This window comes from Lutibacter sp. B1 (genome assembly GCF_012524075.1).
Classification (GTDB): Bacteria; Bacteroidota; Bacteroidia; order Flavobacteriales; family Flavobacteriaceae; genus Lutibacter.
In genome coordinates this window covers 138,537-151,943 of the sequence record NZ_JAAZUI010000004.1, presented here as the reverse complement: position 1 = coordinate 151,943, position 13,407 = coordinate 138,537, and the positions used below count along the sequence as shown (strand labels likewise).

Annotated in this window: 10 protein-coding genes; 4 read left to right on the top strand and 6 right to left on the bottom strand. The window is 30.6% G+C overall.

Going from position 1 to position 13,407, the window contains the following annotated elements:
- Positions 1 to 15 precede the first annotated feature (15 nt).
- Both HGB55_RS03875 and HGB55_RS03870 read left to right on the top strand, forming a co-directional pair.
- Complete coding sequence (locus HGB55_RS03875) at positions 16 to 888, top strand: DUF3078 domain-containing protein (protein WP_168814814.1); 873 nt, start codon at positions 16 to 18, stop codon at positions 886 to 888.
- 104 nt (positions 889 to 992) lie between these two features.
- Complete coding sequence (locus HGB55_RS03870; RefSeq protein WP_168814812.1) at positions 993 to 2,090, top strand: CNNM domain-containing protein; 1,098 nt, start codon at positions 993 to 995, stop codon at positions 2,088 to 2,090.
- A 1-nt stretch (position 2,091) separates the two neighbouring features.
- Here the strand turns inward: HGB55_RS03870 and hflX are convergent, their stop codons facing one another.
- A complete protein-coding gene (gene hflX / locus HGB55_RS03865) occupies positions 2,092 to 3,303 on the bottom strand; it encodes a GTPase HflX (RefSeq protein WP_168814811.1) in 1,212 nt (403 codons plus the stop codon).
- 118 nt (positions 3,304 to 3,421) lie between these two features.
- Between hflX and HGB55_RS03860 the strand changes: the two genes are divergently transcribed.
- On the top strand, positions 3,422 to 4,393 hold the full coding sequence (locus tag HGB55_RS03860; RefSeq protein ID WP_168814809.1) for an endonuclease/exonuclease/phosphatase family protein: 972 nt from the start codon (positions 3,422 to 3,424) through the stop codon (positions 4,391 to 4,393).
- Positions 4,394 to 4,457: 64 nt separating this feature from the next.
- On the opposite strand, the gene HGB55_RS03855 is transcribed toward HGB55_RS03860, so the two are convergent.
- The 4 genes from HGB55_RS03855 to HGB55_RS03840 form a co-directional block, all read right to left on the bottom strand.
- Complete coding sequence (locus HGB55_RS03855) at positions 4,458 to 4,793, bottom strand: hypothetical protein (protein ID WP_168814807.1); 336 nt, start codon at positions 4,791 to 4,793, stop codon at positions 4,458 to 4,460.
- Between the two features lie 317 nt (positions 4,794 to 5,110).
- On the bottom strand, positions 5,111 to 5,440 hold the full coding sequence (locus HGB55_RS03850; RefSeq protein ID WP_168814805.1) for a hypothetical protein: 330 nt from the start codon (positions 5,438 to 5,440) through the stop codon (positions 5,111 to 5,113).
- A gap of 193 nt (positions 5,441 to 5,633) precedes the next feature.
- Positions 5,634 to 7,697 (bottom strand): DUF5689 domain-containing protein, encoded by a 2,064-nt coding sequence (locus tag HGB55_RS03845; protein ID WP_168814803.1) that lies wholly within the window; start codon positions 7,695 to 7,697, stop codon positions 5,634 to 5,636.
- Positions 7,698 to 7,707: 10 nt separating this feature from the next.
- A complete protein-coding gene (locus tag HGB55_RS03840) occupies positions 7,708 to 10,461 on the bottom strand; it encodes a TonB-dependent receptor (RefSeq protein ID WP_168814801.1) in 2,754 nt (917 codons plus the stop codon).
- Positions 10,462 to 10,576: 115 nt separating this feature from the next.
- On the opposite strand from HGB55_RS03840, the gene HGB55_RS03835 reads away from it, so the two are divergent.
- Positions 10,577 to 11,623, top strand: coding sequence for an endonuclease/exonuclease/phosphatase family protein (locus tag HGB55_RS03835; protein ID WP_168814800.1), 1,047 nt, complete (start codon positions 10,577 to 10,579; stop codon positions 11,621 to 11,623).
- A gap of 62 nt (positions 11,624 to 11,685) precedes the next feature.
- Here the strand turns inward: HGB55_RS03835 and recJ are convergent, their stop codons facing one another.
- Positions 11,686 to 13,383 (bottom strand): single-stranded-DNA-specific exonuclease RecJ, encoded by a 1,698-nt coding sequence (gene recJ, locus HGB55_RS03830; protein WP_168814799.1) that lies wholly within the window; start codon positions 13,381 to 13,383, stop codon positions 11,686 to 11,688.
- Between the last annotated feature and the right edge of the window lie 24 nt (positions 13,384 to 13,407).

Below are 13,407 nucleotides of genomic sequence, written 5' to 3'. Positions count from 1 at the left end.
TTCAAAATAAACATTATGAAAAAAGTACTATTACTATTAGTAACTGTGTTAAGTTTTACAATAACTATTGCACAAGAAAAAGAAGAAGGTCCAAAAGAAGGATGGACAAAAAAAGGAAATATTTCTCTGTTATTCAATCAATCTGCATTTTCTGATTGGGTTGCAGGAGGCGAAAACAATATTGCAGGAAATTTAGGTATTAATTACGACTTTAATTATTTAAAAGGAGATATAACTTGGGATAACAAAATTTTAGCGTCTTACGGTTTAACTAAAAGCAAAAACAGCGAGTTTGAAAAGAAAACTGACGATCGTTTTGAATTTAACTCAATTGTAGGTAAAAAAGCTTCCGGCTACTGGTATTACTCTGCATTTCTAAACTTTAGAACTCAATTTTCAAAAGGTTATACTTACGGAACTGATGCAAACGGTAAAGAAATTAGAGATGAATATACAAACATTTTTTCACCGGCATATTTAACTTTTGGTCCTGGTATGCAATGGAAAAAAAGCGATAATTTGAAATTCAACTTAGCTCCAGCAACTTCAAAATTAACTTTTGTTGATAAAGATTTTACGTTACCAAATGATGCTTACTTTGGTGTAGAAGAAGGAAAAAGTACAAGATATGAACTTGGTTTTTACGCATCAGGTTACGCTAAATTCAAGATTATGGAAAACGTATCTGTAGAAAATATTTTAAACTTATACTCTAATTACTTAGAAGATCCTCAAAATATTGATTTAGATTATACTATGAATTTAGTTATGTCTATTAACAAATACCTATCAGCAAATATAACTTTCCAAACTATATATGATGATAATGCTTTTAAAGGATTTCAAACAAGAGAAGTATTTGGTATTGGTGTAAACTACGGATTTTAGTTCTTACAAAAAATATTAGAAAAAAGATGCTCTAAATAGAGCATCTTTTTTTATTTCAATATTGATAATTTATTATTTATCTTAGCATTTAAACTACTACAAAAATGTCACTACTTTTATTATATGCAGCTCTTTCTATATTCTTCTCATTTTTATGCTCTGTACTTGAGGCTGTTTTTTTAAGTATAACACCTACATTTATTAATGTAAAAAAAGAAGAAGGAAAAAAATTTGCTTACACCTTTGAAAGTTTAAAAAAAGACGTAGATAAACCCTTAATTGCTATTTTAACACTAAATACTATTGCTCATACCGTTGGAGCAATTTTGGTTGGAGTACAAGCTGAAACTCTTGATTATAAAATTAATTTTTTTGGAATGAATATTGTTGGCATTGTTTCAGCAATAATGACTTTATTAATTTTAATAGTTTCAGAAATTATTCCAAAAACCATTGGGGCTAAATACTGGAAACAATTAGCTCCCTTTACTTCTAAAGCTTTAACACTATTAATGTTTCCTTTAAAATGGACAGGTGTTTTATGGGTTTTACAGCTTACTACCAAACTTATTGGAGGGAAAAATGCCCATGTCTCAATTTTAAGCAGAGAAGATTTTCATGCAATGACCAATATTGCTCAAAAAGAAGGTGTATTTGAAGAAAGTGAAAGCGCAATGATTAAAAATTTACTCTCTTTTAAAGAAGTTCAGGCAAAAGATATTATGACTCCAAGAACTGTTATGGTTACAGATTCTGAAGAACAAACTATCCAATCATTTTTTGAAGGACATCCAAGGCTTCGATTTTCTAGAATTCCAATTTATAAAGATGATTCTGACAACATCACCGGTTTTATTTTAAAAGATGTGGTTTTAGAAGAAATTATTAATGGTAATGGAGAAAAACATCTATCTAACATTAAACGCGAAATATTGATTACCAATAGAAATTTACCAATCCCTGATTTGTTTGAAAAATTTATTTCGCAACGCGAACATATTGCTTTAGTTGTTGATGAGTATGGCTCTGTAAGCGGTTTAGTAACTATGGAAGATGTAATTGAAACCTTGTTAGGTTTGGAAATTATGGATGAAAGCGACAATGTTGCCGATTTACAACAATTAGCTCGTAAAAGTTGGGAAACAAGAGCCAAAAGAATGGGATTAATCGAAGATAAAAAGAAAGAAGAAGAAGAAAACTAATCTAATTCTCATCTTCGTATTCTTCATATAAAAAATCGTTATACGGAAAACGTGTAATGTGTATTTTTTTTACCTCTTCAAAAACCTTTTCTCTAAATTCTTCTAGATTTTCTTTATTTAATGCCGATATAAATAAACAGTTATTTTCTAATCTGTTCATCCAGGTTTTTTTCCAATCTTCCAATGTGTAATGAACTTTAGTTTTTTCGGTAACTAAATCATCTTCATCAATAGTTTGGTGTTTAAAAGCGTCAATCTTATTAAAAACCATAATAGTTGGCTTATTGGCACTTTTAATTTCTTGTAAAATACCGTTTACTGAATTGATATGATCTTCAAAATTAGGATGCGAAATATCTACAATATGCAATAACAAATCGGCTTCGCGCACCTCATCTAATGTAGATTTAAACGACTCAACCAATTGAGTAGGCAATTTTCTAATAAAACCAACAGTATCAGTTAATAAAAACGGAATATTTTTTACAACCACTTTTCTAACTGTAGTGTCTAACGTTGCAAATAATTTATTTTCGGCAAAAACATTACTTTTACTAACCACATTCATTAAAGTTGATTTACCAACATTGGTATACCCAACTAAAGCAACACGTACCATTTTACCACGATTTTTACGCTGAACAGCCATTTGCTTATCAATTGTTGTTAATTTCTTTTTTAATAAAGAAATTTTATCTCTAATAATACGTCTGTCTGTTTCAATTTCTGTTTCACCCGGTCCACGCATTCCAATACCTCCTTTTTGACGTTCTAAGTGCGTCCAAAGCCTTGTTAAACGCGGCAATAAATATTGACACTGAGCCAATTCCACTTGAGTACGTGCATAACTTGTTTGAGCTCTTGCAGCAAAAATATCAAGTATTAAATTTGTTCTGTCCAATACTTTACAATCTAATACTTTTTCAATATTTCGTAACTGAGCAGCAGTAAGTTCATCATCAAAAATAGCAGTTTCAACAGTATTAGCTTCCATATAAGCTTTAACTTCTTCCAGCTTACCTGCTCCAATAAATGTTTTAGGATTTGGACTTTCTAATTTTTGAACAAACCGTTTTACAGCAACACCTCCTGCTGTTAATGTTAAAAAATCCAACTCATCTAAATATTCATTGGCCTGCTCTTCATCTTGGTGCTGAGTAATTATTCCTATTAAAACAGCTTCTTCAGATGTTACTTTTTTTTCTTCTATCATACTTCAAATTGTTCAATTTTAAAAAATTGAAGCAAAAAACATTAATAATTAATTGAGGCAAAGATACAAATACAGTTTGATTGAAATTTTGTAATTTCCCCTTTTTAATATAAAATTTATGTTCTCATTTTTTAAAGAAGAAGGAAAAGTAAACCACGCTTACACAATTGCCTTTTACAACCTCGAAAATTTATTTGACACTAAAGACGATCCTCTTACACTTGATGATGATTTTACTCCTGAAGGGAAAAAGCACTGGAATTACAAACGATATAAGAAAAAAATTAAAAGACTTGGCAGTGTAATTGCACAACTTGGTGCTGAAAAGTCATTTCATACTCCCGCTATAGTAGGTGTTGTTGAAGTTGAAAACAGAAATGTTGTAAACGATTTAGTACATTCTAAGCATTTAGAAAAACATCATTATGATTTTGTACATTATGATTCTCCCGATGAACGAGGAATTGATGTAGCTTTGCTTTATAAAAAAGAGCTTTTTGAACTTTTATCTTCTGAAACTTTTACTCTTTATTTAGAAAGTGAAAATGGAGATAGAGATTTTACACGAGATATTTTATTGGTAAAAGGAAACTTAAATGGTGAGTTAGTTCATGTAATAATAAATCATTGGCCTTCAAGAAGAGATGGCTCTGATATCACCGAAGAAAAAAGAATCAAAGCTGCAAAATTAGTTTTAGAAATTGTTGGTAAAATAAATGCTGAAACCGAAAATGCAAAAATTATTGTGATGGGAGATTTTAATGATGACCCAACAAGTAATAGTGTAAAAGAGTATCTTGTTAACGACACCTTTTATAACCCAATGGAACGTTTAATTAATACAGGAAAAGGAACTTTAAGCCATCGCAAAACATGGCATTTATTTGATCAAATTATCTTTTCAAAAAACTTTTTGACAATTGAGCCTAACAAACATTCCTTTAAATATGCCGAAGTATTTGATAAAGAATTTTTAAAAGTTTGGAAAGGTAAATTAAAAGGGAGTCCTTACAGAACTTACATTGGCAAGTGGTACAAAGGAGGTTTTAGCGATCATTTTCCGGTATATGTATATTTATCAAAAAACTAAAAATTGACATAAAAAAAACTCAAACCTATTTAATTTGAGTTTTTTTATGTTTTTAATGATTTTTTCATGCCGCCTTTAGTGTTAATGGAATTGTATAAATTTTATCTCTTTCTCCGGGATTTTTAAATTTTTTATAATTTAAATTTTTACGGATATATTTTACAATCTCTTTATCTTCACATCCAGGACATAATACTACTATTTCACCTTCTGAACTAAATGTGAATTTAAGTATTACTGTCATATCTTTTTCAACTACAAAATCAGGCGTTTTTAATAACTTGATGATTTCATTTCTAATTTCTTTTGTTGGTGCATTTGGCTCTCCAATGGCATTAGAAGCATACATCCCAAATACTCCAAAAACCAAGGCTAAAGCCAATAATTTGAATTTTCTCATAATAAACAGGTTTTAGTTAAACATTTTTTGTGTACTAAATTTAATATGAAATTGCTGTTAATTTTTTACAAAACAGCTGATTAACAAATATTTAACCGAACTCATTTTACCTTGTTAATATGAAAAAATATTTCAAATAACTTAAAAAATGATGTGAATAAATCTTATTTTGCTGCTAATGATATTTTCACATAATTACTGTTCAATGAAGTATAAATGTTTTTTAACTTAAATTATGTTAAAAAACATTGAAGGATATATATCATAAAAAAACTCAAACTTTTCAGTTTGAGTTTTTTTATTTAGTGATTTAGTTTTTACTTATTTTTTACATTAATAGATAATGTATACTTTTTGTTTTGTTTACCAGGATTTTCTATTTTTTTGTAATTTAAGTTTTCTTTAACAAACTCGATAACTTCTTTGTTTTTAGAATCCATCCCTAAAACTACTATTTCTCCTTCTGAGCTAAATGTGAAAGTTAATTTAACAATAGTTTCGTTTGTAAATTGAGGTTCTGAAGCCTGTACTAATTCAACAATTTGTTTTCTTATTTCATCTTTAGATACCTCTGGAGTTTCATTATTAGCAAATAAACTCATTGTTCCTAATACTAAGGCTAAAGCCATTAATTGTAATTTTTTCATAATATTTTAGTTATATGTTAAACTGCTTATTTTTAATAGTATAAATTTACGATTAATTTACTCTTTATTCAACGTTTTGAAAGATTTACCACTAATTCAAGGTTGGATTAAGAAATTGATATATTCGTAATTTTTTTAAGCATTTACATATAATTTTCATATTTTTTTAACATAATTATAGCTTCGTATTGCATTATCTTAAATTTGGAGAATAGTCATCCGGAGCATTTTTCGGCGTATTTGGGTGATTTATCAATAAATTATTTGCATTTGAAAATACTGTCCACTCACTCACATCAAACTCAGAATTTGGCTCATTTATTTCTAAATTTCTTACAGCACCTCCATCTAAATATTCCCAATTCGTTCCTGTTCCATCTTCACCAATTACACCATAAATATCCATGCTGTTTCCAAAGGCATCTACCAATTCATACACATCATCTCCATTTCCGGAAATGTAACTCGTTTCCACTTCCGGCACATCAGTAAACATTGCTGCATATCCAGTATTCGCAATAATTACAAAATCTCCTGTATTTATAGTGATTCCTGACAAATCAACTCCATTACTTGAAACAGTAGTTGACCCATTAATATATTTATTTAATTTCCATCCTGTTAAATCAATTTTAGTAGTTCCGGCATTATACAATTCAACAAAACGAGATGAAACGCTATTTTTAGGGTCAGCAACTTCAGTAATCATAATTTTAGGCACAATAACAGGGCATTCTACAAAAGTTTCATCAAAATCAATATCTTGCACATTTCTTACTTCAATTACATCACTTAAAACACCTGTTATTTTCCCGTGCCCTTCAGGAAATAATTCGTTGGCGAAATTTGCGTTTCCATTGGTAAAAACTTTTAATTTTTTAGGTTCACCACACGTTTCTAATGTTCTAAATCCATCATCAGTTCCGCTAAAAAATGCAAACGCCGATCCTAACTCACTTTGCACCAACTGAACATTATTAACAGTAACCAATATGTTTTCGTAAACAGGATTTGAGGTTTCGTCAATGGAGATTTCAGTTGGTATAATTTCAAAACTTTCTGTTGTATTAAAAATGAAATTACTGATAGCCTCTTCTTCAATTTCTGAAATTTTATTGTTTTTCGGATAGCCAACAGCTAAAACTCCTTCGTTTTTATCCATATACAATTGATCCAGCTTAACCAAAACTTTATCACCTATATTAAACTGTTCAAAAATAGCATCGGTACCTATTAAAATCTGAATTCCTGCTGAAGGATTTTCAGCAGCATCTTGAATTACCAATTTATGCTCAAAGTTTCCATTTTCATCAGAAGAAATCACGTAACCTTCTACCACATAATTATTATTAACACCAAATTCAACCATAGTATCTGAATACATCGCTTTAACCTCAGCAATGGTAATGTTTGGCTCTACTATTGAAATATAATCACAACGAGACTCGTTAAATTGAACATCCTCAGTACTTCGCAAATACAATTGAAAATCATTATAATAATTACTGAAAACAGCAATAACACTTCCCTTTCCTTCGGGTAGTAATTCCGATTTAAAATCGGCATAACCACTATTTCTAACATCAATTTCATCCAAAAATTCGCAATTTTCACTTGTACTTTCCAGCGTTCTATTTACCGTTTCAGTATTGTCAATATTCGCATACGAACTTCCTAATTCATTTGCTTTAAACTGAACGTTTTCAATTTCAATCAACATTTCCAACATTTCTTTATTCAGTTCTGAAATAGTAACTTTTTTAGGTACAATTTCAGCTACTTCGCAAGACCTGACAATATAATCATCAACTTCAAATTTTGAAATTCCTGTTAATTCTCCATTGATTACTTTTCCAATTTGAATACTTCCATAACTATAACCAACAGCCAACCCTTTTAATTTTATATAAATTTTGCGTCCCACATTATATTTGGTATATAAATCGGTTTGATCTATAGCAATTTTTATAGCTGAAGTAGGATTTTCGGGTTTATCTTGAATAGAAATACTTTTATAAATATTCCCCGATTCATCACTCGAAACCACATACCCTTCAATAATAACATCGGTATCAATAACGGTTGGAGAACCGAAAGTGTACAATTCTTTTGCTTGTTGAATGGTGTTTGTAACTGTTAGTAACGGCTCAGTACATTCAACTTTTGGTGTTGAAAAACCATCATCTTTTACACACGAAAAAACGGTGATTAACAGTAATATATTTAAAGTTGTTTTTAATGTTTTATAAATTTTCATAGCGTTTAATTTAAAATCTTACATATACATTTACATAATACGACGTTTTATTTCCGTACCAATATTTTGGCCCAAAAACGGGCTTTTTTAATTGTTTATCTTCTTTTAACTCTTGATAATTGGCGTTTCGAGATTGCTCAAAACCACCTGTTTTAAAGGTTTCTCCCAACACATTATTTATACCTGCAAAAAAACCGAGATAATATTCATTTATTTTCCACGATTTTCCTCCAACAACATTTACCAAAAAGGCATCGTCAAATTTTTCTTGTTTTAATAATGAATTTACTTGTTCTTGCGTAACCTCAACACCTGTTTCAGCATCAATAAAAGGAGTACCATCACTATCGAGATAAAAATTGTTGGTGCGCAATAATGGTGAGATATCTAAATAGTTGTTTGTTAAAAAATTAGCATTTATCTGAAACCACCAAAACTCAGGATCTTGATATTCAAAACCAACGGAATAAGCTCTTTGTGGTGTGCCGGAAATACGATAATCTTTCAAATATGCCGTTCCGAAATCACTGTTTTCATCGGTAAAACTTTCTGATTCCAAATATAACTGCGGATTATTATCGTATGTATATTGTCCAAACGATCCGGCTCCTAAAAGTTTGATTGAAGGTGTTACCTTATATTCTAAACTTAACTCTGCACCCAAATTCTTTTTAGCAACACCTGTCATAATTTCGTTTACAAAATCAGCCTGATCGCCACGTAATCCTTCAGCAAAAAAGAACGAAGTTTCAACAGCATCGGTAAATTTTGTATAAAAAGCAGTAAATCTGGTTTGAAGTTTTTGGGCTCTAAAAATATAACTCAAATCACCTGTTACTATTTTTTCACTGGTTAAATTCGGCGTTATGTTGTTATTAACTCTGGCATTAGAAAAAGTGTTGCGAATAGTTGGTGCATTAGAAATATAAGCAGCATTAACATTTACCAAATGACGTCCAGTAAATTTATAGGTTAACCCTCCTTTTACACCAAAATCAGAAAAAGATTGCTTTTCCCCTTTTCCAAAGGAATTTGAAGGATACGTACCATTTTTATACAGACCATCTCTTTGATAATTGGTATTTTTTAAATTTATACCTACAAAATAGTCTATCTTCTTTTGAAAACCCTGCACTTGCGCAAAAATACCTGCTACTGAAGCGTTTATTTTATAATGATATTGAAATTTATCATTTTTACCAATTAATCTATCTACATTATTTAAATCATTTTGTTGCGCCTCACCAACCGCATACTGGTCTAAATCTACAAAACCATTCCCTCCTAACAAATCCAACATCTTGGCATAATTATCAGAGGTTATATTTTTGTAAGAAATTCCTGCATTCAACAATAAATTTTCATTGATATTTTTGCTTAAAGTTGAATTAAAAGAAAATTGCGTGTCATCAACCCTGTCTTCATATAAATAATACAAAGAATTCACATTATCAATATTTGTTTTATACAACTCTCCCCAGTTTATTTGTCCGTTTTCAATAAAATTTTGTTCAGCCAAATACGCACCTTCATAATCCAGATCATCTATAAAACGCACATAACTGCTTGGTAAATATTTCCAATACGTTGGGTCCGGATTTGGAGCATTAAAATATCCCAATCTGCTATTTCCAATATGTCCGAACTGATAGGAAACCGTTGTTTTTAATTGAGTTTTTTTACTATCATAAAAATGAGTGAACATTATCACAGGTTCAAAAATTTCCTTTTTTCTAGAGTTTCGAATATCACCGTCCTGATTCCCCCAATACGAATTGTATTTGAACCCTTTTAAATTGTAAACTTCTTGGGTATTTGGTGACGATTTTCCTCTTCGGTTAAAAGCAGCAAATGCTGTTAAATTTAAACTATGATGACTACTTAGTTTTTTTTCGGCAGCCAAAAAAGCCGACCACGCATTGTAAGAAGTAGCATCTATATATCCTTCATTTGCAAACCTGCGAGAACCCGAAGCTACAAAAGCCCAATTGTTTTTAGTTAAACCTGTTGCATACGTTGCCATAACTCGCCCTGTATAACTTTTATTGGTTGAAGCAAAGGAAACCTTGCCTCCTTTTTGATATTCGGAAGCTCTTGTGCTGAAATTGGTAGTTGCTAAAATTCCACCAAAAGCATTTGTATTTGCATCGAGGCCGTTGGAAAATTCTTGATTTTTAAACACATCGTTCAAACCGCCCCAATTACTCCATTGCGGCCTTCCATCAAACAATTTATTCATTTCAACTCCATTAATTAAAATGCTTCCGTAACTTGAATCGTATCCGCGAACTTTAAACCAAGCCTGACTAAAATTATACGCTGCAGCTTTTAAATATGCATCTTTGGAAGACTGAAATAAACCTGCAATATAATCGGAACTTCTATCGGTATCATCTTGTAAATCATCATCAGTTAACAAAACAATACTTTCATTATGCAACATTGTAATTGATTCTTCCAAATAAATAATTCCTAAATTAAGAGATTTCTTTTCAGAAATGGTAATTGGCAAATTTTGAGAATTGAAGCCTTCATAAATCAATTGAATCACATGATTTCCAATCGGAATATTTTCAATTTTAAATTCTCCATTAAAATTGGTTTCCCCAAAAATAATTGTGTTTTTAATTTTTACCAGAACCCCTTTTAGAGGTTTTTCTGAAGTTGCTTCAACAACTTTTCCTTTTATAGAATTTAAGGTTTGTGAAGTTAAACTGATTGTACAGCAGAGCCACACAACAGTTGTAATAACAATTATTTTCATTAGCAATTTTTTTCAAATAAACAGTTTTTTATTGTAATTCTAAAATTTTTAAAGTCTATTTTTTATTTTTTGGCTCAAACTTTGTTTGTAATTTAGCCTTTTAAACTTATTTTTTATGAAACGCTTTTCGCTTCTTTTTATACTTCTTTTTATTGCATCAAACCCTATTTTTAGTCAAAAAAACTACCAAATTAGAACCGTTGCTTTTTATAATTTAGAAAACCTTTTTGATACTATTAATGATCCTGAAAAAAATGATGAATCGAGCCCAATTATGGGAATTGAAGAAAATAGAGATGAAATTTATCAAAAGAAATTGAACAACATGGCAAAGGTTATTTCTGAAATGGGTGTAAAAGAAGCTAAAAACACGCCGGTAATTTTGGGTGTTGCCGAAGTTGAAAACAGACAAGTATTGGAAGATTTGATAGCTACAGATTCCTTAAAAAATAAACAATACAGTATTATACATTACAACTCGCCTGACAAAAGAGGAATTGATGTTGCTTTGCTTTACCAACAACGCTATTTTAAACCAACACATCACGAAACTTTTGAGTTGCGTTTGTGGGATACTGACGGAACTCGAATTTATACCAGAGATCAATTATTAGTTTCCGGTTATTTAGATGATGAATTGATTCATATTATTGTAAATCACTGGCCATCAAGAAGAGGTGGAGAAACAGCCAGCAGTTACAAAAGAGAAAAAGCAGCTTATTTAACTACTCAAATAATTGAAAAAATAAAGTTGGGCGACCCAAATCCTAAAATTATTATTATGGGCGATTTAAACGATGACCCAACCAATAAAAGTTTGAAAGATGTACTAAAAACCAAGTCTAAAAAGGCTGAAGTACAAGAAGGTGATATTTATAACCCTACAGAAGATATGTTTCGTAGAGGACAAAACACTTTAGCTTATAGAGATAACATTAACTTTTTTGATCAAATTATGTTTACTTCGCCTTTACTAACCACAAAAAAGGAGTATTCAACTTATAAAATGTACAAAGTGAATGTTTTTAATCCGCAATATTTAACTACACAAACAGGAAAATACAAAGGGTATCCTTTTAGAAGTTTTGCCGGAGGTAATTTTTTAGGCGGTTATAGCGACCATTATCCTGTGTATATGTATTTAATTAAAGAAATTAATTAGTTTTGATGATATCCTGAAATAAATTCAGGATGACTGGCGGATATCAAAATTTTAGCTATTATTTATTCTTCTTTTATATCTTTTAATAATAGCTGTAACGAAGTAAAACCATTCCAATGGTTTTCATCAATATTGAATACTGCTTTAAACGAATTTCCATTTTGAACTAACTCATATTTATCTCCTAATCCAAAACCTATTGCATTGTATGTTTGCTGATTTGACCCTTCAAAAATATTTAGTTTTAAATGTGTTTCATCAGCACCTACTTTTTTTCCATAACCATTATCTCGCAAGCCTGAAGCCATAAAAACAGGTCTCATATTTTGAGGACCAAAAGGCGCCAATTGATTTAATATTCTATAAAATTTAGGTGTAATTTCCGATAAACTGATTTCAGCATCAATGGTGATTTCAGGAGTTCTCAATTCTTCAGGTAAGGTGTTTTTCACCACTTCTTCAAACTTATTTTTAAAGTTTATGTAATTCTCTTCATCAATCGTTAACCCTGCAGCATATTTATGTCCGCCAAACTGTTCAATAAACTCTGAACATTGTTCTAAGGCTTCATATACATCAAAACCTTTTACAGATCGTGCCGAAGCTGCTAATTTAGTACCGCTTTTAGTAAATACAATGGTTGGTTTGTAATACGTTTCAATTAATCGAGAAGCAACAATACCAATAACACCTTTATGCCAGTTTTCACTATAAACAACAGTAGAAAAGTTTTGTTGCTCATTATTTTGTTCAATTTGTTGTATAGCTTCATTTGTAATGGTTTTATCTAACTCTTTTCGTTCATTATTATTGTTTTCAATTTCAGCAGCAAAAGTAACAGCAGTTTCAAAATCCAATTCGGTTAATAATTCAACTGCATAATTTCCATGCTTAATACGTCCGGCGGCATTAATTCTTGGTGCAATAATAAAAACAACATCGGTAATGGTTAATTCTTCTTTTTTAATTTGATGAATCATAGCCTTAATTCCGGTTCTCGGATTGGAATTAATCACCTGCAATCCAAAATACGCCAATATTCTGTTTTCACCAGTTATAGGAACAATATCTGCCGCAATTGCTGTAGCCACCAAATCTAAATATGAAACCAAATCATCAATAGTTTGATTTCTGTTAGTTGCCAATGCCTGAATCAATTTAAAACCAACACCACAACCACATAATTCTTTGTAAGGATATTCACAATCAGCTCTTTTTGGATCTAAAACCGCAACAGCATCTGGAATTTCATTTCCGGGTCTATGATGATCGCAAATAATAAAATCGATACCTTTTTCTTTAGCGTAAGCAACTTTATCAATGGCTTTAATACCACAATCTAACGCAATAATTAAGGTGAAATCGTTTTCTTCAGCGAAATCAATTCCTTGATATGATACTCCATAACCTTCATCGTATCTATCCGGAATATACGTTGCAATAGTTGGGTGAATTGTTTTTAAATAAGAAGAAAGTAATGAAACAGAAGTAGTTCCATCAACATCATAATCGCCATAAATTAAAATATTTTCGCCTTCAAATATCGCTTTTTCAATGCGTTCAACCGCTTTATCCATATCTTTCATTAAGTATGGATTGTGTAAATCGTTTAAATTGGGACGAAAAAATGCTTTAGCCTCGTCAAAAGTTTCGATACCTCTCTGTACTAATAATTTAGCTAAAGTATATTCAATACCTAGCTCGTCAGCTAATTTTAAAGTTGTTTCAGTATTTGGTTCCGGCTTAATATTCCAACGCATAGCATCATTTTTCTGCCAAAAATA